21 protein-coding genes are annotated in these 22469 nt (G+C 67.8%); 12 read left to right on the top strand and 9 right to left on the bottom strand.

Annotated elements, in window-relative coordinates; translation table 11 throughout:
* The first annotated feature begins 75 nt into the window (after positions 1 to 75).
* The 3 genes from OXU32_13995 (at position 76) to OXU32_13985 (ending at position 3502) form a co-directional block, all read left to right on the top strand.
* Positions 76 to 486, top strand: coding sequence for a Holliday junction resolvase (locus OXU32_13995; protein ID MDE0075064.1), 411 nt, complete (start codon positions 76 to 78; stop codon positions 484 to 486).
* A 36-nt stretch (positions 487 to 522) separates the two neighbouring features.
* Positions 523 to 2301 carry an SLC13 family permease gene (locus OXU32_13990; protein ID MDE0075063.1) on the top strand — a complete coding sequence of 593 codons (1779 nt, stop codon included), beginning with the start codon at positions 523 to 525 and terminating at the stop codon, positions 2299 to 2301.
* Between the two features lie 439 nt (positions 2302 to 2740).
* Complete coding sequence (locus OXU32_13985) at positions 2741 to 3502, top strand: hypothetical protein (protein ID MDE0075062.1); 762 nt, start codon at positions 2741 to 2743, stop codon at positions 3500 to 3502.
* A gap of 162 nt (positions 3503 to 3664) precedes the next feature.
* Here OXU32_13985 and OXU32_13980 read toward each other — a convergent pair whose 3' ends face one another.
* Complete coding sequence (locus OXU32_13980) at positions 3665 to 4261, bottom strand: HD domain-containing protein (protein ID MDE0075061.1); 597 nt, start codon at positions 4259 to 4261, stop codon at positions 3665 to 3667.
* 164 nt (positions 4262 to 4425) lie between these two features.
* On the opposite strand from OXU32_13980, the gene OXU32_13975 reads away from it, so the two are divergent.
* From OXU32_13975 to OXU32_13955, 5 genes are all read left to right on the top strand, one after another.
* Positions 4426 to 5541: a TauD/TfdA family dioxygenase gene (locus OXU32_13975; protein ID MDE0075060.1), complete on the top strand. Its 1116-nt coding sequence runs from the start codon at positions 4426 to 4428 to the stop codon at positions 5539 to 5541.
* Positions 5542 to 5632: 91 nt separating this feature from the next.
* Positions 5633 to 6466 (top strand): methylenetetrahydrofolate reductase, encoded by an 834-nt coding sequence (locus OXU32_13970; GenBank protein ID MDE0075059.1) that lies wholly within the window; start codon positions 5633 to 5635, stop codon positions 6464 to 6466.
* Positions 6467 to 6505: 39 nt separating this feature from the next.
* Positions 6506 to 7969, top strand: coding sequence for a serine hydrolase (locus tag OXU32_13965; protein MDE0075058.1), 1464 nt, complete (start codon positions 6506 to 6508; stop codon positions 7967 to 7969).
* 10 nt (positions 7970 to 7979) lie between these two features.
* Positions 7980 to 10313 (top strand): TonB-dependent receptor, encoded by a 2334-nt coding sequence (locus OXU32_13960; protein ID MDE0075057.1) that lies wholly within the window; start codon positions 7980 to 7982, stop codon positions 10311 to 10313.
* Positions 10313 to 11356 carry a hypothetical protein gene (locus OXU32_13955; GenBank protein MDE0075056.1) on the top strand — a complete coding sequence of 348 codons (1044 nt, stop codon included), beginning with the start codon at positions 10313 to 10315 and terminating at the stop codon, positions 11354 to 11356. Before OXU32_13960 ends, OXU32_13955 begins: the two co-directional genes overlap by 1 nt.
* Positions 11357 to 11392: 36 nt before the next feature.
* On the opposite strand, the gene OXU32_13950 is transcribed toward OXU32_13955, so the two are convergent.
* Positions 11393 to 13552, bottom strand: coding sequence for a carboxypeptidase regulatory-like domain-containing protein (locus OXU32_13950; GenBank protein ID MDE0075055.1), 2160 nt, complete (start codon positions 13550 to 13552; stop codon positions 11393 to 11395).
* A gap of 300 nt (positions 13553 to 13852) precedes the next feature.
* Here OXU32_13950 and OXU32_13945 point away from each other — a divergent pair, with 300 nt between their 5' ends.
* The 4 genes from OXU32_13945 to OXU32_13930 are packed head-to-tail and all read left to right on the top strand — an operon-like array spanning position 13853 to position 15023.
* On the top strand, positions 13853 to 14065 hold the full coding sequence (locus tag OXU32_13945; GenBank protein ID MDE0075054.1) for a 2-oxoisovalerate dehydrogenase: 213 nt from the start codon (positions 13853 to 13855) through the stop codon (positions 14063 to 14065).
* The gene (locus tag OXU32_13940) at positions 14062 to 14304 is read left to right on the top strand and encodes a type II toxin-antitoxin system HicA family toxin (protein ID MDE0075053.1); all 243 of its coding nucleotides are present in this window, start codon (positions 14062 to 14064) and stop codon (positions 14302 to 14304) included. Before OXU32_13945 ends, OXU32_13940 begins: the two co-directional genes overlap by 4 nt.
* A gap of 27 nt (positions 14305 to 14331) precedes the next feature.
* Positions 14332 to 14619, top strand: a complete 288-nt coding sequence (locus tag OXU32_13935) for a HigA family addiction module antitoxin (GenBank protein MDE0075052.1) — start codon at positions 14332 to 14334, stop codon at positions 14617 to 14619.
* On the top strand, positions 14562 to 15023 hold the full coding sequence (locus tag OXU32_13930; protein ID MDE0075051.1) for a DUF1801 domain-containing protein: 462 nt from the start codon (positions 14562 to 14564) through the stop codon (positions 15021 to 15023). The genes OXU32_13935 and OXU32_13930 overlap by 58 nt, the downstream gene beginning before the upstream one ends.
* Here the strand turns inward: OXU32_13930 and OXU32_13925 are convergent.
* The 7 genes from OXU32_13925 to OXU32_13895 all read right to left on the bottom strand — a co-directional run bounded on the left by OXU32_13925 (position 15020) and on the right by OXU32_13895 (position 22459).
* A complete protein-coding gene (locus OXU32_13925; protein MDE0075050.1) occupies positions 15020 to 16171 on the bottom strand; it encodes a VCBS repeat-containing protein in 1152 nt (383 codons plus the stop codon). The genes OXU32_13930 and OXU32_13925 overlap by 4 nt on opposite strands.
* An 88-nt stretch (positions 16172 to 16259) precedes the next feature.
* Positions 16260 to 17786 (bottom strand): MDR family MFS transporter, encoded by a 1527-nt coding sequence (locus tag OXU32_13920; protein ID MDE0075049.1) that lies wholly within the window; start codon positions 17784 to 17786, stop codon positions 16260 to 16262.
* A complete protein-coding gene (locus OXU32_13915; protein ID MDE0075048.1) occupies positions 17783 to 19057 on the bottom strand; it encodes a TRAP transporter large permease in 1275 nt (424 codons plus the stop codon). Before OXU32_13915 ends, OXU32_13920 begins: the two co-directional genes overlap by 4 nt.
* A complete protein-coding gene (locus OXU32_13910) occupies positions 19057 to 19530 on the bottom strand; it encodes a TRAP transporter small permease (GenBank protein MDE0075047.1) in 474 nt (157 codons plus the stop codon). The genes OXU32_13915 and OXU32_13910 overlap by 1 nt, the downstream gene beginning before the upstream one ends.
* A 22-nt stretch (positions 19531 to 19552) precedes the next feature.
* A complete protein-coding gene (locus tag OXU32_13905) occupies positions 19553 to 20284 on the bottom strand; it encodes a DNA alkylation repair protein (protein ID MDE0075046.1) in 732 nt (243 codons plus the stop codon).
* Positions 20285 to 20312: 28 nt separating this feature from the next.
* Positions 20313 to 21440 carry a TRAP transporter substrate-binding protein gene (locus OXU32_13900; GenBank protein MDE0075045.1) on the bottom strand — a complete coding sequence of 376 codons (1128 nt, stop codon included), beginning with the start codon at positions 21438 to 21440 and terminating at the stop codon, positions 20313 to 20315.
* A 263-nt stretch (positions 21441 to 21703) separates the two neighbouring features.
* Entirely contained in the window at positions 21704 to 22459 is a 756-nt protein-coding gene (locus OXU32_13895) for a 3-oxoacyl-ACP reductase FabG (GenBank protein MDE0075044.1), read from the bottom strand.
* Between the last annotated feature and the right edge of the window lie 10 nt (positions 22460 to 22469).

The following is a 22469-nucleotide window of genomic DNA, read 5'->3' as shown; positions in this document are numbered from 1 at the left end:
GCCCGATGGATCCTCTCCCGCAACACCGCCACCAACGGCCGCCACCGATTGGCCGCCCGAACCCGGAGACCTCCCGTGAACGACCCCTGGTTTCTCGCGATCGCCATCCTGGGCTGCCTTCTCGCCCTCGCCGCCCTCGCGCTCGCCATCGTGCTGCGGCGCTACACCCGGCTGCGCCTGGAGCTGCCGGTCCGGCTGCGGGAGGCGCGCGAGGACGCCGTGGCGCGCAGCACGGCGGTCGTGCGCGGGCAGGCATTCGAGCACCTCGTGCCTTTCATGGACGACTTCGGCTACCATCCCCGGGACGCCCGCTTTCTCGGCAGTCCCATCGACCTTGTCGTCTTCGACGGCCTCGGCGAGACGGATGTGCGCGAGATCGTGTTCGTGGAGGTCAAGACAGGCCGGTCTCGCCTGAGCAAGCGTGAGAGGGCGGTGCGCAAAGCCGTGCTCGAAGGGCGGGTGACCTGGCGGGAGCTGCGGGCCTGAGTGTGCCCCAGGGACTCTCGGGGCTAGAATAGGCGCATGACTTACGAAATCGTTTTCGTGCTTGTGGTTGCGGCGGCGGCCCTGGTGTTCTTCGCCATGGATCGCATCCGGCTCGACCAGCTCTCCATGTCGGTTCCGGTGGTGCTGCTGCTGGGCGGAATCATCGGCCCGCTGGAAGCGCTCTCCGGTCTCTCCAGCGAGGCCACCGTCACAGTGGCGGCGATGCTGGTGCTCGGGCTGGGGCTGCGCAAGACGGGGCTGGTGGCGGCGATCGGCATCTGGGCGCGCACGGCGCCGCTGGGCGGCAAGACCCTGCGCATGTTCATCCTCTGCCTGCTGGTGGCCTTCCTTTCGCCGTTCCTGAACAACACCGCCGTGGTGATCGTGTTCATCCCGGTGTTCGCGGCGCTCGCCGAGCAGGCCGACGAACCCGTCTCGCTGTATCTGATGCCGCTTTCGTTCGTGGCCATCATGGGGGGGACGGTAACCCTGATCGGCACCGCCACCAACCTGGTCGTACACGGGGAGGCGGTCGCGCGCGGGTACGACGAGCTGACCATGTTCTCCATCGCGCCGGTGGGACTGATCTGCCTGGCGGTGGGGATGCTCTACCTGTTCACCATCGGGCGTCACCAGATGCCCCGCCGGGAGCGCCCGCCGGACCTGTCGAGCCGTTACGGCGTGCGCCGGTTCACGACCGAGTTGCGCGTGGGGCGGGACTCGCCCGCGGCCGGACGCTCGCTGGCCGAGCTGCGCTGGGGCGAGCGCTTCGACGTCGTGGTCGTGGGAATCGAGCGCGATGGACGGGTCATCTCGCTCCCTGCGGGCGAGCGTGTGATCGAGGCCGGGGACAGGCTCTACGCCCAGGGCGCGGCCGACAACCTGCTCCGTCTCGCCCAGGGGCAGCGGCTGGACACGCCCGAGGGGAAGCCGCCGCAGGAGGCGAGCGAGACCGTCGTCGGAGGGCGCATGGTGGAGGTCATCATGGGGCCCGGTTCGGCGCTCGTGGGGCGAACACTGAAGGACCTCTCCTTCGCTCAGCGCTACGACGTGACCGTGCTCGGAGTCCAGAGCCACGGCGCCGCCGTCACCGACCGGATCGCGCAGATGGAGTTCTCCGTGGGCGATATCCTCCTGGTGCGCGGGGAGGCGAGCGCGCTCGACCGCCTGGCCGACGAACCCGGCTTCATCCTGATGGCCGAGGTGGACCACCCGGTGGGCAGCCGGCCGCGCGCCGCCTTCGCGGCCGCCATCATGGCCGCGGTGGTGCTGGCCGCGAGCGTAGGCCTCTTCCCCATCTCCACGTCGGCCATGGCGGGGGTGGCGCTCATGGTGTTCACGGGGTGCGTGCGCGTCGACGAGATCTACGCGGAGCTTGACTGGCTGGTGGTGTTCGTAATGGCCGGGCTCATCCCGCTGGGGCTGGCGATGGAGTCGACGGGGGCGGCCGCCTGGATCGCCTCGGGGGTGGTGGGCACGACCTCCGGGCTGGGTGAGACCGGGATGATCGCCGCGTTCTACCTGCTGACGGCCGTCATGACCGCGGTGGTGGCCAACACCGCCACAGCCGTGATGCTCACCCCGGTGGCCATCCTTGTGGCCCAGAACGCCGGGCTCAATCCCTACGCCCTTCTGGTAACGGTGATGTTCGGAGCCTCCGCCTCCTTCGTCACCCCGTTCGGCTACAAGACGAACGTGATGATCTACTCGCCGGGCGGATACCGCTTCATGGACTTCGTGAAGGTGGGCGGGCCCCTCAACCTGCTTCTTGCGATCGTGGCCTCGATCTGCATCCCCTTCTTCTGGCCGAGCTGAACGTCCCACTCCGCATTCGCGGCTGCGTCGGCCGGTTGTAGCCAAGTACGCCGCCGCCCCGTTCTCAGCGGCCAGTTGCATTGTGATGAGCGCCCCTCTGCAGGCTGTTGCAAACTCGAAAAGGCAACACAGTGTTGCATTTTGGATTTTGCAACACTCCACGGACGGGTTTGACAGGCCATAGGTCACTGCATGCGGCCTGACCAGCCTGACGGGCGGCGCCACTGCGGGCGTGGCATCACGATGACGGGGCAATCGGGCAACCTCCTCGCCACAGAGAGAATCACATCCTACCGAGGGCGTGAGGCATCCGGCCGGGTCGCGCCTTGGTGCGAGCATCGTTCCCGAGGACGAGCGACATGCGGTGACGACAGGGACATCGGATCGCGCGAGAGTCGACGCCCGACGCAGGAACAGCCGACGGGTCATCGTAGCTTCCATGGCCGCGTCGATCGCGATCCATGCGTTCGTTTTCTCTGTCGTCATGGTGCCATCGGCCGAGACCAGCCGGCGTGCGGGGACAGTTCCCGACTCCCCCGGCCGCCCCACGTCATCCGACGCCCCCTCGGGCATCCGGGTCATCAGAATCGTCGCCGAGCCGGTTGCCCAGCGCCGGTTGCACGAATCGGACGCGCGGCTCGAGTCTCCCGAACCTGCGACCGAGCAACCCGTGGCGGAGCCTTCCGCGCCCGAAATGGAGTATGCGGCCGAGACAATCGAAGGCGAGCCGTCGCGACCTGACCGGATCGAACCCGCCGCCCGGCTCAGGCCCCGTTTCACCAATCCCGCGCTCTGGCGGGAGATCCGGGGCGCTCGAGCCGATACGGAATGGACGAGCGGCATGCTCTTGCGCGACCGCGTCGAGGGACGCGAATCACGATACACACCGCCCGACGCCTGGGCGTTCGACACATGGACGACTCAAGACGCGGGCGGACGGCTCTGGGGCGTCGCCCCAGGCAGCATCTACCTCGCCGGGTTCGGCATACGCACCTGTGGCGGACGCTTCGACGCCTCGAACTGCGGGTTCGGCCTGCCTGGCTGGAAGCGACGGCAATACCAGCGCTCCCTCCAGACCGCAATTGAAATCGAGAACCAGCAACGCTGGCGGGGCATCATGGAACGCAACCGCGCCATCCGTGAACGGCGCGGCGCGGAACGCCATCCAAGAACGGACTCCATCCCCGGTCATTCGCGATGACGATTGACATGCGACAGCGGCACGAGTGGCGCGTCCTCAACGACAGAAACGGCACGATATCAGCGTCAGAAATGGCAACAACGGGGCGTCAGAAACGGCGCAGGCGGAGCCCCGCGTTTCGGCTGAAACGCGATTGGGCTCTCGGATCCCGAAGCCGTTCCGTCAGGAACCCTCCCTCGGGGCGCGGCTGAACGGTTCGCGGGCGAACACCCGGCGCACCATCGGCTCGAAGAACTCGAGCGGCAGGGTGTCGTAGTCGGGATCGAACGCGCACTGGTCCCAGCGGTGGCAGAAGTCCACGGCGTCCTGATACCAGGGATGGTCGCGGTACTTGTCGCGCGCGTTGCGGTCGCCGCCCACGTGGTGGCCGTAATAGTAGTACTGGAACAGGCCGTGGTGCCGGACGATCCAGTACGTCCGCTCGGTCACGTAGGGACGCAGCAGCAGCGCGGCCAGCTCGCCGTGGCTGTGCGGGGCCATCAGGTCGTCGATGTCGTGCAGGAGCGCCGCCACCACCAGCTCCTCCTCCGCTCCGTCGCGATGGGCGCGGGTCGCGGTCTGCAGAGAATGCTCCAGCCGATCGACCTGGTAGCCGGCGAGCGAACCGGATAGCTCGCGGAGGTGCGCCAGCACCCGGTCGGCGGTGCCGGCGGCGAACTCCTCCTCGAGGTGCGCGAGCAACTCGTAGTCCTCGCGGGTCCCGTCCGCCATGCTGGTGAAGCTCACCATGCGGCCGCCGCGCCTTGCCGGATCGTCCATGCCTGTCACGCTCGCAAGTGAGGGTGCGTCGCCCCGCAGCGTGCGCCTGCGCCGAGAGATGTGTCAAGGACGGGCGCGCGGCGTCGGCGGTTGACACGCGCCATGCAGGGGGAGTCAGATAGTCCCTGGCGTCAGGCAGTCACAACGGACCCGGAGGATCGACCATGCAGCACTCGATCAGCAGCGTCAGCCCGAATGCCGGCGCCTTGGCCGCGGTCTGGAGCAGCGGCGAACGGACCGAGCTTCCGTACCTCTGGCTGCGCGACAACTGCGGATGCAGCGAGTGCCGCGTCGTGCAGACCACGGAGAAGCGGTTCCACATCTTCGAGGTCGCCAGCGACCTGAGACCGCTTCAGGTCGGCATCGAACGCGCCGAATCCGGGGACGAGGCGATCTCCATCGCCTGGCCGGACGGGCACCAGACCCGCTACCGGGCGAGCGAGATCCACGGCCTGCTGAGCCAGCCTCGCTCCGAGCTGCGCTACTGGGATGGCCGGTTCCAGCCGCGACAGTTCGACTATGCACGGTTCCTGGCGAGCGACCAGGCGGCGGCGGAGCTGATCGAGGAGTTTCTCCGGACCGGGGTCTGCGTGCTCGTCGACGCTCCCGCCGAACCGGATTCGTCCGAGCAGCTCGCGACCCGCCTGGGCCCGGTCCGCGAGGTGCTGTTCGAGCGCATCCACAACGTCAAGGTCGATCCGAAGGGGTACAACATCGCGCACACGGGCCTGGCCGTCGCGCCACACAACGACTTCACCAGCTACACCTGGCCGCCGAGCGTACAGGCCCTGCACATGCTGGTGAACGAGTGTGACGGCGGCGAGTCCATAGTCGTGGACGGCTTCGGGCTGCTCCACGAGCTGCGCAGTGATTCCCCCGACAAGTTCGATGCGCTGTGCGCGGTACCGGTCCCGTTCCGCATCTTCAGCGAGCGATACGAAGTCTACGCCGCCAACCCCATGGTCGAGCTGGACAGCGCCGGCGAGGTCAGGATGATGCGCTTCAACACCGCGCAAATGCAGGCGGTCCCCCTATCGGAGCCGCGGCTGAGCGACTTCTACGACGCCTATCACGAGCTGTCCAGGCGCGTCAACGACGTCAGCGCGCAGGTGACCTTCCGGTTGGAGGGGGGACAGGTGCTGCTGTGCGCCGGGCACCGCGTGCTGCACGGTCGCACCGCGCTCCGTTCGAATGGGCAACGGCACCTCCAGGACGCCTACTTCGAGCACGACAACGCGCGCACCCACCTCAGGTGGCTGCGCCTCAGCGGGCGGATCTGAAGGCGGCAGGCCCTTGGCATCGGATGAAACGCCATCTCCTGCTGGCACGCGGGCTCGGACCGCGCTCCGCGACTTGGCCCTCGGCGCCTCGGTGGAGATACTCCCGGGCCAACTGCCGTCTCCGGAAGTCCTCGCCAGCCACCTTCCGCGCGGGACCTCCGTCTACATACCGTACCCCCCGAAGGGCCGGTGGCCGGACACGGTCGCCGCCTGCGAACAGGCGCTGGCGGCGGGAATGAAGCCGGTGCCGCACCTGCCGGCGCGATCGGTGCGCAGCGCGGGCGAGCTCGACGACTGGCTGGCCGGCGTGGTGGAGAGAGGGGTGGACGCCGTGATGCTGATGGCCGGAGACCGCGCGACGCCCACCGGCCCCTACCCCGATACGCCGGCCCTGCTCGACTCCGGGCTCCTGGCCGAGCACGGTCTGCGGCGGCTCGGCGTCACCTCGTATCCGGAGGGGCATCCCCTGATCGCCCGGGCCGATCTGGATGAAGCACTCCGGCGCAAGAGGGAATACGCGCGGGCAACGGGTGCTGAGCTGTGGATCGTGACGCAGTTCGTGTTCTCGCCCTCCCCGGTGCTCGCCTGGCTGGCGCGGATGCGGGACGCGGGTTGCACGCTGCCGGTTCGCATCGGGCTGCCCGGACCGGTCGCACTGGGCGCGCTGATCGGTTACGCGGTCCGCTCCGGCGTCGTGGCGTCGGCACGGGCGCTGAAGCGCAAGCCCGGCATCGCGCGGCTGGCGGGCAGATGGTCACCCACTCCAATCGCGCTGGCGCTGGCTCGGCACCTGGCCGATCGCGAGGACACGGCTTCCCTGGACATTCATTTGTTTACCTTCGGGGGATTCGCGGACGCCGCCGAATGGCTGTCGAACCTGCGGAAGCTCGACGAACTGGCGGTTTGTCCGCCAGAAACGAGTTGATCTGGCACACAAAAAGAGGGCCCTGACAGGAGGTATTCCATGCGGCGTCGGACAAACACCTTTCTGATCGGTGCGGGCATCGCCGCCGCGCTCGCAGGCTGCGCCCCCATGGGCGACGCGCCCGCCAGAGACGAGGCGACGGCTGCCCGCGTCGACGCCATCTTCGCCGACTACGCCAGCGAGGCGGGTCCCGGCTGCTCCATGGGCGTTATCCAGGACGGCCGCCTGATCCACGCCACGGGCTACGGGACCGCCAATCTCGACCACGGCATCCCCAACGGGCCCGCGACCATCTTCCGCACAGGCTCGGTTTCGAAGCAGTTCACGGCCGGCGCGATCGCCCTGCTGGCCGTCCGGGGCGACCTGGAGCTGGACGCGCCCGTGCAGCGCTACATCCCGGAGTTCCCCGACTATCCCGACCCTCCCACCGTCCGGCATCTGGTTCACCACACCTCGGGCGTGCGCGACTACATCGTGCTCATGTCCCTGGCAGGCAACCGGAGCGAGGACTTCTACACCAACCAGGAGGTTCTCGACGCCATCAACCGGCAGCGCGAACTCAATTTCGAGCCCGGCGCCGAGTACCTGTACAGCAACGCCGGCTACTTCCTGCTCGGCGAGATCGTGGCCAGGGTCTCGGGACGGAGCCTGCGCGAGTTCGCGGAGAGCGAGTTCTTCGACCCCCTGGGCATGACCCATACCCACTTCCACGACGACCACAACGAGATCGTGCCCAACCGCGCCATCGGCTACGCCCCCACCGGCGACGGCTTCCGCATCAACGTGACCACGCTCGACATGGTGGGCGACGGCGGCGTCTTCACCTCGGTGGAGGAGTGGGTCGCATGGGACCGCAACCTCACCGAGGGCACCGTGGGCGGGCCCGAATGGGTGGCGCTCATGCACGAGCGGGGTGTGCTCAACTCCGGTGACACCATCCCCTACGCCTTCGGCATCTCGCACGGCGAACACCGGGGGCTGGCGACGGTCGGCCACACCGGCTCGTGGGTCGGCTACCGGGCGGCGATGTCGCACTATCCGGAGGCGGGCTACTCGTTCGTGGCGTTCTGCAACCGGTCGGCCATCGCCCCCGCGACGCTCATCGCGAGCACGGCCGAGATCTACCTGGAAGACCGGATGGAGCCGGTGGAGGGCGAGGAAGCCGAGGTGGCCGAGGAGGAGGCACCCGCGGAGGCAACGGGCGACGCAGACTCGCCGGATGAGCCCGACCTCGACATCCCCAACCGCGCGCACTACGCCGGATCCTTCTACAGCCCCGAACTGGACACCACCTATTGGATTGTCGAGGAAGGCGATGACGGCCTCACGCTCCACGTCGGCCGGCTCGATCCGGCCGCGTTGATGGCCGAGTCCGAAGGGGTGCTCACCAGCGAGCGGGGGTGGACTCTCCGGCTCTCGCAACTGGTCGACACCCGCTACCAGGCGATGATGGTCGACGCGGGCCGGGTCCAGAACCTCCGGTTCGCGCTCGTGGAGGGATGACGTGGAAAGAATGTGCGCGCGATTCGCGACGGGGATGCCGATCCTGCTTTCGCTCCTCGCCTTCACTGCACCTCTTCCCGTCTTCGCACAGGCCAGTCAGCTCAGCGGTCGGGTCCGGTCTGAGGACGGCCGTCCCGTCGAAGGCGCGCTGGCGGAGGTCAACCCGGTTTCGGACTCGACGCGGGTCGAATACACCCTCGCGGATGAGCTGGGCTTCTTCGCCTTACGCGATCTGGAGCCGGGCGCCTACGTGCTCAGGGTGACCCGAATCGGCTTCCAGGAATACCGGGAACAGGTGAGCGTCGAGGCGGACGTGACCGAGGTCGAGGTCGTGATGGCGGCCCAGGCGATCTTGGTCGGAGGCATTACCGTGGAGGCCGAGCGCAGCCGCGCCAAGACCCGCTTCGAGGAGTCGGCGGGCATCACCGTCCAGGAGATCGCGGCCGCCGACCTCAAGTCCATCCCGGTGCTGATCGAGGCGGACCCGCTGCGCGCCATCGAGGTGCTGCCGGGGGTGACGACGGTGTCGGACTTCTCCGGATCCTTCAACGTGCGAGGCGGTTCGGCCGACCAGAACCTCATTCTCCTCGACGGAGTCCCGATCTTCAATCCGTTTCACCTGGGCAACATCTTCTCCGTGTTCAACGCGGATATGGTGGACCGCGTCGAGCTTCAGTCAGGGGGCTTTCCGGCCGAATACGGCGGGCGCGTGTCTTCGGTGTTGACGGTTGCCAGCGATGCGGGCGACGGAGATTTCGGCGTCGACGCGGGCGTCAGCCTTCTGGCGACCCGCCTTGCGATGAACGGGGCCCTTCCCGAAAGCGCCTCGCAGACACTCGGTTTCACCACGACGCGCTGGCGTGCCTCGGCCCGCCGATCGTATCTGGACGTTCTCTTCAAGCCGTGGGTCGACTTCCCGTACCACCTGACCGACCTTCAGGGCGTCTTCGAAGGCTGGACGGCGGGAGGAAGCCGACTCCGGTTCGTCGGATACAGCGGACGCGACATTCTGGATCTTTCCGGGGTCGACGATACGCCGCTTCCGATCCGCTGGTGGTGGGGAAACGACCTTTTCGGCGGGTCATGGACGCAATCCATGGACGGGGGCGCGTCCATGGAGGTCCGCGCCTCCTTCTCGCGCTTCGGGTCCGACCTGTCCTTTCCGGAGGTCGACACCGAGTTCCAGACGGGCGTGGAGGAGGCAACCTTCGGAGCCGATCTCGAACAGCGTCCGGCATGGGCGACGCGCTGGAAGTCGGGCATGGCCGTGAAACGGGTCGCCTACGACAACGGGCTGGTCGGAGGCGGCTCCACCTTCCTGGACCAGGAAGGCACGGGCGTCGAGGTGGCCGGCTACAGCCAGGTACACTGGGACCCCAACCCCGACTGGCTGGTGGAGGGCGGCCTGCGCCTGGACTACTGGCGCCCGAGCGCGGGGGAGACGGCGGTCACGCTTTCGCCCCGCTTCGCCTTGAGACGCTTTCTGGGAGAGAGAAACGCGGCGGTGCGTCTGGCCGTGGGCAGGTACAGCCAGTTCATCCACTCCACGCGCGACGAGGAGTTTCCGTTCGGGCTCGACACATGGATCCTGGCGGGCGTGGAGGCCCCGCGCGTCGTGTCGGACCAGGTCCAGGTCGGAGCCGAGAGGTTCTTCGGCGACGCCGACCAGTGGTTCGCCTCGCTGGAAGGCTACTACCGGACCTTCGACGGCGTGGCCGCGGTCAACGCGGCCGAGGACCCGAACGACGCAACCGATGCTCTGGTGGCGGGTGACGGCAACGCGTACGGCGTGGACCTCTACGTGAAGCGGGACCGCGGCACCACCACCGGGTGGCTGTCGGTCTCGTTCCTGAAAACCGTCCGAACCTTCCCGGATACGCGCGTCGGGATCGATCCCCTGCCGTTGATCACCTATCCGCCCGTCTTCGATCGCCGCCTCGAGATCGATCTCTCCCTGCGCCGGCCCCTGGGCTGGTGGGGACTGGAAGCGGGGATCAGGGCAAACTTCGGAACCGGCCTGCCGTACACGAAACCACTCGGCACCTACCGCGTCTATCGAACCCGGTTCGTGACGGGAGTCCTCGAAATCGATGACGACGACGCGGTGGTGCTGGGGCCGCGCAACGGCTCCCGCTATCCGGCCCGGCATCGGCTGGACCTCTCGCTCCGGAAGACGGTGACGAAGAGCTGGGGCACGATGACGCCCTACCTGAGCATCATCAACGTGTACAACCAGAAGAACGTCCTGTTCTACTTCTTCGACTACCAGGCGGTGCCTCCCGCCCGGGAGGGCGTCTCGATGATCCCCTTCCTTCCCACCGTGGGTTTCGAGGTGTCGTTCTGATGATGGCCTCAGAGCGAGGGCGGAGGATTTGGCGGCGGTTCCGCAGGCCGGGCGCCTTTCGGTCTTCGGCCGCGAGTGTCGTCACCGCCGCCGTCGCGTTGCTCGCGGCCTGCGAGCTCACCGAGGTCACGATCGCCGAATCGGATGACGTGGTGATCTCGGAGACGCAGTTGACCGTCAACCTTCACGACGACGGGGGGACATCCCTCGCCGTGTACAGCTATCTGCACCGCACGCTGAGCGCCGCGCGCCCGGACGAGGTGGAAGGCGCCATGGTGCGCGTGTCGGGGGAATCGGGGGCGACCGTGCAGCTCGAGGCAGCGGACAGCGGGGGTGTGTGTCTCTATCGGCCGGAGCCCGACGATGACAACGACGACGATCCCTTCCGGGAAATCGGATCGTGCTACCGGGCCAGCGTCTCTCCATCGCCCTTCTCTCCGGGCGAGGTTCTGGAACTCGAAGTACTTCTCCCCGAAGGCGGGACCTTGACCGGGGCGAGCCGGATACCCTCCGCCTTCGACTTCATCGGCCTCACGCACGAGGACGGGTACTGCCGCCTGGAACCCGACACCAACTACCGCTTCAACTGGACGGAGGCGGCGGGCACCTGGTCGTATCTCTCCGACGCCTGGATCGAGGGATTGCCGCAGGCCCTGGCGGGCCGCGACGTGGAAGCACCCGACTCACTGTACCTGACCGGGTTTGCGATCGGACAGGACGACACCGATGTCCTCTTCCCAGGGGAATACGGGCTGTTCGACCTGGGCGAGGGTGCCGATACCGATCTCCTCCGCATTCTAGACGACGGCCTCCCTGGCGGCGCCTGGGCAAGGGTTGGATTCGCCGCCACCGACCGGAACTGGGTGAACTGGGCACGGGGCGGAAACTTCAATCCCTCGGGGATCATCCGCATCCCCTCCGTGTTCGGAGATGGGACCGGCTTCTTCGGCACGGCAACGCAGCGGGTGCTCGACGTCCGAGCTGGCGCGGGCGGCGAGGGGATGCCGCCGCTGTGCGGACCTGCAGAACCTCCGGAGTCCTGAGAAGCGCGGAGGACGGGGCTCGGGGCTTGGCGTCCCCTACCCCGCCAGCGGATCGGGCCGTAGCTGGAACTGGAGGACCTTGCTGGGCGTGCCCCTCCCCCCTTCCATGTGAAACGGCGCCCGAGTGCTCACGGTCGCCCACAGCCCCCTTCCCTTCCATCCCCCGTCCGGGTCGTCGATGCGGCCGTCCAGCCACTTGGTGTAGAAGCCGAGCGGATAGGGGACGCGCAGCACGACCCACTCTCCGTCCACGAGGGCGAGCAGCCCCTCGGAGGCGTTGCCGGTGTTGATGGGCACGTTCTCGCCGAGCCCGAAGACGTTGAACTGATCGACCCAGGTGTAGTAGCTCGCCTCGGCGCTTCCCGGGGCGGTGACACCCCGGATCTGCGGGAGCGGCTCCCGATGGAAGGTCCAGCCCTCGGGGCAGTGCTGGCCGGTGGCATCCGGGCCGTTGAGCGGGCCCGTGCACTTCGTGCGGTCGAAGCTGGCCATGTGCCCGCTGGCGAGCGCCACCCACATCACCCCGTTGCGGTCGATGTCCCCGCCGCGGGGCGAGAACCCATTGATGGGCGCGCCGGTCTCGTCGAGGGGCAGCTCGTAGAGCTCGGCGAGCGCCGTCGCCGGCGGATTCGGGCCCGGATCCAGCCGGACGATCGCGCCCGGATAGCCGAGTGACGTCGCCCAGACTGACCCGTCCGGCGCGGGCGCCACAGAGTAGAAGCCCGCGACGACCCTCTTGTCCATCGTGGGATCGACGGGCTCGTTGGGCTCGACGTAGTCGTCCCGCCGGCCGTTGCCGTTGGTGTCGAGGATGAGCGCGGTCCAGCCCTGGGAAGCCTCCTCGTCCCCGGTCTCCTCGAACATCCTCGTGTTCAGCCAGCCCACGACCTGCCCGCCCCCGCTGGTCCAGAGCGTATTGTCCTCATCCTCCGCGAACATGAGGTGGTGCGTGCTGAAGCAGGTACGGATGTGGGTGAGCTCCTGCGTCTCCGGATCCCACAGCTGCAGGTGGCGCCGGGCGCTGTTGGTCGGGAAGAGTTGTGCCGATGGGTGGTCCGATCCTTCGCGGCAGAAGTCCGGGTTCTCCGGGGGAGCCACCGTGGAGGTGAGCCAGAGCCGCCCCCGCTCGTCCAGCATCGGGTTGTGAACGTTGTTCTTGCTGGTCCAGATCACTTCGTCTCCCCAGTAGGGCGACGGCTCGGGCATGCCCGGACCCGACGCGGGCTGCGTGCTCGGATCGCGGACCGTGAGAGGGATTTGCGTCGCGGCGTGGCCCACCGGATCCAGGACCGACACGTAGTCCGCGCTGGCCTCCAGCGCCCCGTAGATGGGCCCATAGGCGTTGACCGTGGGATCGCGCCGGTCGGTGGAAACCTCGTCGTGGAGGTAGGCCTTGGGATCGGCCCAGTCCCACAGCGTGACAACCACGTTGCGCTCGATGCCCTCGGGCCGGGGAGGCGCCTCCGCCGGCACCTCGCCCGCCGCGATGCGGTCGGTCCAGTCGGCGAACATCTCGAGCATCCGCTGCCGGCCCATGCGGTCGAAGCCGCCACTCATGCCCCCGCCCGCCTGCCCCGACTTGATGCGCCGGTCCCACGCGTCCACGGAGGAGGAGAACTCACCCAGTTCCGCCGGGATGTTCCGGGTGCCGAGGCCGCCCATCTGATGGCACGCCGTGCAGTTGCCCGACTTCAGGAGCCGCATCAACTGGGCCTGGTGCTCGAGGTTGGGCGAGATGCCGTTCCCTTGGTCACCGGTTCCCGGGAACTCGTGCTCCTCCGGCACCTGGAGCAGCGACAGCCAGTACCCCGCGGGGTAGTACTCCACCGCTGCGCGGGCATCGGGCGCCGGCACCGCCGTCAGGTCCAGATCCGCGCCAGGGGCGACGCGAACCTTCTCCGAATCGACCAGGCCGTAGCCGCGCACCCAGACATCGTAGCTGGCCTCGGGCAGGTCGGGGATCAGGTACCGGCCCTCGTCGTCGGTCACGACGATCCGGGCGAAGCGGGTGGGAAGGTCGAGTGTTTCCGCGATGACCCAGACGCCGGCTTCGGGGCCGTTCGCGCCGGTCACGATGCCGCTGATGTCGTCGGCGTCGGTGGAGGGGGTGTCTGCGGCGGGTTCGCACGCGGTGAGTGCGGCCAGGGTGGCCACGGCCGCCAGAACACCCGCGGTCGAGATCCGCGGTTTGCTCATCCGTGGGGTCGTCCGATTCCTCATGTCACTCCTCCCGCTCAGGCATCCCGAGACCGACAACTCGGGTACTCTGACTGATAGGACGGAGGCTGATGCCGGGCCAGTGCGTTGCCGCGGAGATTCTGCCGGCGGGGTCTCAAGAAGGCTGGAAGCGATCAGCGTGTCGGGCCGCCGCCCGACAAGCGCCCGGGGCGAGGGCTGATGAAACCTGACGTGCTGCCCTACGGGCCGGGATTGTGGTATCGTTCTGATAGAGTTGGCGACGGGGCCGTGGAACCTTCAGGAACGACACAAGCAGCGATGAACGAGATCATCTTCGAAGTTACGGAGGACGAGGTCGACGGTGGCTACTCGGCCAGCGCGATCGGGTACGGGATTCACACGCAGGGCGATTCCATGGAGGAAATCCGTCGAAACGTCCGGGAGGCTGTTGACTGCTACTTCGATGAGACGATGGAACGCCCCGGGATCATCCGTCTGCATTTCGTGCGCGATGAAGTCCTTGTTCCGTGAGGTTGCCCCGAAATGTCAGTGGACGAAGGCTAACGGCCGCCTTGGCGCGGCTGGGGTATGAGGTTGTCCGCCAGCGCGGGTCTCACGTCCGGATCACCACGCAGGTCGGTGGCGAACATCATGAAGTCATTCCAGATCACAATCCGATTCGGGTCAAGACGCTGTCGAGCATACTGAAGAGCGTCGCGCGACATCACGGGATGACAGTAGACGATCTTCTCGCTCGCCTTGACCTATAGGATTAACCCTTTCACAACGGATCGATCATGGCCATGCACAACCCACCACACCCGGGTGGCATCGTCAAGCGGCAGTGTCTCGAACCCCTGGGGCTGACCGTGACACGGGTCGCCAAGGGTCTGGGCGTTACCCGGCAGGCGCTTTCGGAGCTGGTGAACGAGCGAACCGGGATTTCGGTGGAGATGGCCATCAGGCTGTCGAAGGCATTCGGTTCGACGGCGGAGACCTGGCTGGGGATGCAGACGGCCTACGATCTATGGCGGGCCCGCGACCGTACGCAAGAGATCGCGGTCGAGCGCTTCGTTGGAGCGTGAAACCCAAACTCCTCTCGGGCGGCAACCCCCAGATTGCGAAGGCCGATGGCGATGCGCCCGTGCAGGCGTACATCGCCGCCATGCCGGGCTGGAAGCACGATGTCGGCGGCTATCTCGACGCCCTCGTCGAGCGCCACGTGCCCGATGTCCGCAAGGCGGTGCGATGGAACTCACCCTTCTACGGCATCGAGGGCCAGGGCTGGTTTCTCGCCTACCACTGCTTCACGAAGTACGTGAAGGTGACCTTCCTGAACGGCGGCTCGCTGCGTCCCCTTCCCCCGGTGACTTCAAAGTACGAGCACGTGCGCTACTTCCACATCCTCGAGGACGATGAGCCGGACGAGGATCTGCTGGTGAGCTGGATAAAGCAGGCGTCGGCGCTGCCCGGAGAAAAGACCTTCTAGTCCCGTCCGGCCGCCACGTTCGCAAAGAGCCCGTTGGGCGCCCCTGAATTCGCGGTCACGATATCCGGAAGCCCGTCGCCGTTCAGGTCCCCCACACCCAAGCCGTAGGTCGCGCAGTCCGCGCATCCGAAACGGAACTCGACGAACGCCGGGAGCTCGCCGCCCCGGTTGAAGTAGACGGCGTTTTGCGCGCCCACGTTCGCAACAACGATGTCGGGATCCCCGTCGAGATCCAGGTCCGCGAGTTGGACCGCGTAGCTCTCGTCGTCGGCCAGCCCGAAGGGCAGGCTGCGGTCGAACCCTCCCGATCCATCGCCGAAGTACACGGCGTTCGACTCGCCGATGTTGGCCGTCACGATGTCGAGGACCCCGTCGCCGTCCACATCGCCCACAGCCACACCGCGCGTCTCGTCGCTCCCGGTCCCGTATCCGCTCACCCGCTCGAAGCTGCCGCCATCGTTCCAGTGGATGGTGTTCGCCCCACCGTCCCGGTTGGCGAGCACGAGGTCCGGGTCCCCGTCGCCGTCAAGGTCCGCGGCGACGACATCGATGGTAGAGTCGTCCCCGGCCCCGAACGGCGTTCCCTTGCCGAAGGCCCCCGAACCGTCTCCATGGAAGATGAAGTTCTGGCGGGCCCGGTTGACCACCAGGATGTCCACCTGCCCATCGCCGTCCAGATCGGCCAGCGTCAGGCTGCGCGTTGAACTTGGCGCTCCGAACGTGGCACCGGTCTCGAAGCGGCCCGTTCCGTCGTTGAAGAAGATGAGGCTGCGCGTGCGGTCGTTCCCCACTGCGACATCCAGATCTCCGTCGCCATCGAAGTCGGCGAGCGGGACAGCGTAGCTGCCCGCCTCCTCCTCACCCAGCCGCCGCGCCAGCGTGAAGGCGGCGTCGCCGTCGTTCAGGTAGACCCGGTTCTGCTCGGGCCAGTGGCGGCCGTTGGCGACAACCACGTCCAGCGCCCCGTCGCCGTTCACGTCGCCCAGGCTCACCGAGGCAGTCAGTTCGCTTCCTCCTCCAAGCGACCGGAGTGGGCGGAACGTCCGCTCCTGTGCGACGAGCGGGGTCAAGGCGAGCGGGGATGCGAGGCTGGCGGCGGTGAGTAGCGCAAGGCAGCGTTCCCGAACGAGCATCGTCAAATCCCGCATGTCTCCCCTCCTGCTCAGACCTCTTCCGAGCCAGCGATGCTCGAATGGATAGGACGGGGCAGGATGCCTGGCCAGTGCCGGGGGTGCGCTACCCGTCCGCCCTTCCGGGCCGCAACAGCAATGCGATGGCGATGGCGATGGCGGCAACCAGGCCTCCGACGACAAAGGCATCGTCGAGCGCGCCGCCCAGAGCCGTCGTGAAGTACCGGCGCACGCTGTCAGCAGCCTGAGCGCCGCCCGGCAGTTCCTGCAACGTCGAGTCGAGAGCCGCTCCGGCCAGCGCCATCGACTCCATCCAGCCGTCGGGAAGCTGGACGCGCAGCGACTCGGGGAGGGCGTCGAGAAACCGCGAGGACGTGCGCTGCGCAACCACCGCGCCCATGACGGCCACGCCCACCGTGCCTCCCACCGATCTCTGGAACTGCACTGCCGCCGTGGCAGCACCGATGTTGGCATGGGCAACGGTGTTCTGTACCGCAACCGTGAATACCGAGGTCACGCCGCCGATCCCGATGCCCATCACCAGGATGTACGCGAGGGCAATGGCAACCCCTGTTTCGGGGGTCAGGGTCGAAAGCGCCAACATCCCGGTCGCTGCGAGCGCCGTGCTGGACAGAGCCAACGCGCGATGGCTCACGCCTGAACGAGAGAGAAGCTGTCCCGACGTTGCGGCGCCGACGACGATGCCCAGCATGATCGGGGCGAGATAAGCGCCGCTTTGCGCGGCGGATGTCCCCTGCACCGCCTGAAAGAAGAGCGGTATGAAGAGGATGCCTCCAAACATCATGAACCCGATCAGGAACATGGCCGTCACGGACACGAGCACGGTTCGGTTTCGGTAGATGTCCAGGGGCATGATCGGCCACGCCGCCCTGGACTCGATGGCCATGAAGAGACCGGTGACCGCCAGTCCGAAGACAAGGAGCCCGATAACCTGCCAGGAACCCCACGGATACAGGACGCCGCCCGCGGAGAGGGCCACGAGCACAGACATCGTGGCTACGACCAGCGCCGCGATTCCCGCATGGTCGATCGCCGGGCGATCTCCGGGCGGGCGGGCGGGACGGGGATAGGACCGCGCGAGCCGGGCGAACACCGCCAACCCGACCGGTACGTTGACAAGGAACGCCCAGCCCCAATGCACCCGGTCAACGACTACCCCGCCCACCAGCGGTCCGGCGACGGCTGCCAGGCCGAAGACAGCGCCGGCCATGCCATGGTACCTGCCGCGATCCTCAGGAGGAGCCAGGTCTCCGGCGGCGGCGATGGCGTTGACCAGGATCACACCGCCCCCGGCACCCTGCAGGGCGCGGAAGGCGATGAGCTGGTTCATCGACTGGCTCAATCCGACAAGGACCGAAGCGAGGGTGAAGGCCACGACGCCGACCAGAAACATGACCCGGCGCCCGTAGAGGTCGGCGAGCCTGCCCGCGATCGGCATGACCGTCGTCGAGGTCACCATGTAGGACGTGGACGCCCACGCGTACCTGTCGAACCCCCCCAGGTCGGCGATGGCGGCAGGCAGCACGGTGCTCACGACCGTGTTCCCCATGGCGGCCAGAAAGAGCGCCGCCATCGCGCCGTGGAGCGCCCGCCGGTGTTGGTCGGGGCTCACCACCCCAACACCCCCGGCAGCCACAATACCACCCCCGGCACAAACGCGATCACCATCGTAAGCCCCAGCATCAACGCCAAATACGGCCACAGCGGCCGCGCCACCTCCGCCGGCTCGACCCCTCCCACCGAGCAGGCCACCAGCAGGCTGACGCCCACGGGCGGGAGGAACACGGAGATCCCCTGGGTCGCCACGATGACGGCGCCGTAGTGCACGGGATCGATGCCCAGTTGCATCGCCAGGGGCAGCAGGATGGGCGTGAGCAGGACCACCGCGGGCACGCCCTCCAGGATGGCGCCGAGCGGCAGGAAAACGAGGATCGTGAGGAGCATGAAGCCGGCCTGCCCGCCGCCCATTCCCACCACCGATGCCGCCAGCGTCTGGGGCACCTGCATCACGGCGAGGACCCAGCCCAGCAGGCGCGCGGCGCCCACCACGAACAGCACCATCCCCGACACCATGGCGGTCTGGACGATCTTCCTCCACAGCTCCGCAAGGGTGAGGGACCGGTACACCAGCCCGGCCAGCAGCAACGCGTAGGCGACCGCCACCGCAGCGGCCTCCGTGGGCGTGAAGAGCCCGAAGCGGATGCCCCCCAGGATGACCACGATCATGAGGAGCGGCAGCAGCGCATCTCGCGCCGCGCGCCGGAGTTCTGCGAGGGACGCGCGCTCCCCGGCAGGCCATCCCTGCCTGCGCGCCTGCCATCCGATCTGTGTCATCAGGCCGACGGCGATGAGCAGCGCGGGCACGATCGAAGCGACGAACAGCGCGCCGACGGAGACGTTGCCGATGACGCCGTAGACGACCATCACGATGGCCGGCGGAATGAGGATTCCCATGCCGCACGCGGCCGACACGATCGCGGTGGCGCGCGCGCGGCCGTAGCCGTTCGCCGTCAGTTGCGGCACCATGATGCCCCCGATGGCGGCCGCATCCGCGGAAGTGGAGCCGGACACCCCCGAGAAGAACATCTCGGCCATGATCACCACCTGCCCGAGCCCTCCGGGGAGGTGTCCCACGAGCGCCCGCGCCAGCGTCACCAGTCGGCGGCTGATCCCTCCGACGTCCATCAGGAAGCCGGCGAGAATGAAAAGGGGGACGGCGAGCATGGGGAAGGAGTCCATGCCCGCGACGATCTGCTGCGGAATGATGACGAGCGGGAGGTCGGCCACCACGATGGCCAGCACGGCCGCGATCGCGAGCGCGAAGCCGATGGGCACGGCGGCCAGCACCAGCAGCCCGAAGATGCCGAGGAGAAACGCGCCCATCAGCGGGTGTCCTCCCCGGCCCATCCCGCCACCATGTGCACCACCATCAGCACCCCGGACACCGGAGCCGCCGCGTAGACCAGGGCGACAGGCAGGTTCAGGGCCGGCGAGCGCTCTCCCATGGTGAGGTCCATGAGCGCGATGCCGGTGCCGATGAGGAGCAGCGAGAACAGCAGCACGACCGCCCCGGCGAACCTCGCCACGACCTTCTTCTCGCGCGGCGCGAGCGCCTTCGTGACCTGGTCGAACCCGAAGTGCGCCCGGTGCTCCACTGCCAGCGACGCCCCCAGCAGCGACAGCCAGATGAAGCAGAAGCGCGAGACCTCCTCGCTCCACGGATTCGGGTACGCGAAGAGGTAGCGCATCAGGACCTGGAGGAGGACCACGAGGGCTACGGTGATCAGAAGGCCACCCGCCGCCCAGGTCTCGAGCTTCACCAGGACCCCGTTGAGGGCGCGGAGCCGTCGCATCATTCGCGCTCAGCCTCGGCTCGCGTCACCTGATAGCCCCCGTCCGCGTTCTCGCCTTGTACCGCTCGTGATCTGGCAGGTATCGCGTATGCCGCCGGATCACCTCCGCCGAGAGATCGCCGAAGTGCCGCTCCACCAGGGCGGCCGCGACACCCGGGTGCACCTTCGACATGTCGCTCACGACCCACCCGATCCCGGTCTGGATGAACCGCTCGCGTTCGCGCACAAGCGCCGCAACCGTCGTCTCGATGAGCGGATGGTACGACTCGTCGCGCACCACCGCCCTGAAGGGCACGATTGCCGCGCGACGCTGCCAGAGGTTCTCGGCGGTGCGCCATCCGGCGATCCTTTCGGCCGTCCCGGTCGGGCCACGGCGGAGCAGCGGACCCAGCACCCGCACGCTGAACCAATCGCTCGTCGACCAGTCGAAGAAGGCGCCCTCCGCAAAGAGTTCTTCGGCCACCGCGAGAAGCCGGTCCGGATGCAGCCGCCGCACCAGGTACTGCTGCATGTAGAGAATCCCGGCGAACTTGTCCTCGGCCAGGCGTTCCCCGATCAGCGAACGGGCCAGGGCGAGCTGATCGTCGTCCGGCAGGCGCTCGAGCCCGTGCTCGCCTCGCCACTCGGCCACAATCCGCGTGACCACCGGCGTCTTCACCCCGCGGTAGCCGATCGCGTGCTTCAGGTAGTTCTCGAACCACACCTTAGTGGCGGGATCCGCAACCGCGTCCAGTCGCCCCTGCAGGTCTGCGATCAAGCCGGCGGCTCTCGAATCGAAGCTCATCTCATCGCGGGGGGATCAGGCTGTCCACGGCGCCGGGAGAGAACGCCTCACGCTCCGCCTCCTCCACCAGCCTTGCGATCAGCGCCTCGCCGTCCGGCAGCCGATCGGCCAGCTCGTTCCAGATGCGGGGCCGCACGGCCGGGACGAACGGCGCCAGCCCCGGGCGCGAGATCTCCACGCCCGCGGCCCGCATCTGCTCGATCGCGTCCGCCTCCATCCGGCGCGCGGCTTCACTCTGATAGGCAAGCGCATCCGCCGCGGACCGGTCGACGATCTCCCTGATGTCCTCGGGGAGCCCCCGATAGAACGGCTCGTTCACCAGAAGCGTGATCGGGTTGTAGGTGATGGACGTGAAGCTGTAGAAGCGGGCCACCTCGTAGAGCCGGCTGCTCACGAATCCGATGGCGTTCGCCTCGCCGCCGTCGATCACGCCCTGCTGCAGCGCGGAGTAGACCTCGCCGTAGTTCATCGGGGTCGCCTGGACGCCGAGCGCCGAGTACGCCGCCAGGTACGTCGCGTTCTGCAGGACCCGGAGCTTCAGTCCGGCGAGATCCCCGGGCGTCTCCACTGGCCGGCGCCGGTTGTAGACGTGGCGGAACCCGTAGTCGAGGAAGCCCAGCGAACGGACGCCCGTGCGCTCCAGCAGCAGATCACGCCACCAGTCCCCGACGGCGCCGTTCATGACCGCGAGCCCGTGATCCCGGTTCTCGAAAAGGAACGGGAGGTCGAACATCTGCCCCTCGGGCACCCAGCCCGATAGCACGGGCGTGCCCGTGATGGCCAGGTGCACCGCGCCGACCTGGATCTGCTCGAAGGCCACGCGCTCTCCGCCGAGCTGCCCCGACGGATAGATGACGACCCGGAAGCGCCCGCCGGTGCGCTCGAGCATGAGATCCCGGAAACGCTCCGCCAGGAGATGGAATTCCGAGTTGGTCGAGAGCACATGGGAGAAGCGGACCTCCCAAGTGCGGGAGTCGCCCAGGGTTGCACTGTCGGAATCGCCGAATTGCGGGCCGCGGCAGGACACCGCGAGGAACGACACCAACATCGCCGTCAACAGCGCCCGCACAGCTCGAGGAACGCGATCGACCGCCGGGCCGATGCCGTGGGTCGGGGCGCTTCGCAGCACTACGCTGTCGCTGCGTAGGGAGAGTGCTCGCCGAAGGCCCCGGAGCCCGTCCGCGATGCGCGGGATCGGCGTACCGTCATTCCTGCAGCCACATCCGGAGAGTGTTGCCAAACCGGAAATGCAATGCTGTGTTGCATACTGGGAAATGCAACGCTCTGCAGAGGGTCTGGCGACGATACGTCGCGGCGGCCTTCGTGACCCGCCGCGGCACCTCCCTCGGCCCATCGCACCAGCGATCCCCTCCGCGAGCCCCCTCCGCACCCTCAGATCAACTGCCCGGCATCGACGAACAAGCTGGTCCCGGTCACGAGGCGCGCTTCTTCGCCCGACGCGAGAAACACGACAGCCCCCACCACGTCGTCCGGCGTGCCGATCACCCCCAACGGAATGCGCGCGAGGCGGCCCTCCCGGAATTCGTCCCGCGCGATGTCGGCCCGGTTGAGATCGGTCTCGATCAGGCCCGGCGCGATGGCATTCACCCGGATCCCGTGAGGCGCGAGCTCGAGCGCCATCTGCTTCGTCAGCATCCCGACCCCCGCCTTCGACACGCAGTAGTGGGTGAGGTTCGGACCGGCCGCCGCCTGCCCGGCGGAGGACACGTTGACGATGGCGCCCGGCGTCCCGGCCTCGACCATGCGGCGCGCCACTGCCTGCCCGACCAGGAAATACCCCTTCAGGTTGACGTCCAGGATGGCGTCCCACTCCTCCTCATCGATCTCGAGAAGGGGCGTGCGCTTCAGGATGCCGGCGTTGTTGACCAGGATGTCGATGCCGCCCAGGAAGTCGTGCGCCCCGGCGACGAAGCGCTCGACATCCGACGCCGAGTCCGTGGACCCCTGCAGGGCAACCGCGCGCCGCCCCATTCGCTCGATCTCGCGAACGGCGCTCCCGGCATCCGCGTGGCTTCGCCGATAGTTGACGGCTACATCCGCGCCCTCACGAGCCAGGCCCAGGGCGATGGCCCGGCCGATACCCCGGGATCCTCCGGTGACCAGAGCACGCCTGCCTTCAAGACGCATGGAGAGTCCG

The organism is Gammaproteobacteria bacterium, assembly GCA_028819075.1.
In the GTDB taxonomy this organism is placed as follows: domain Bacteria; phylum Gemmatimonadota; class Gemmatimonadetes; order Longimicrobiales; family Gaopeijiaceae; genus BD2-11.
The sequence above is the reverse complement of the archived record's forward strand: the minus strand, read 5'-3'. Positions and strand labels throughout refer to the sequence as shown.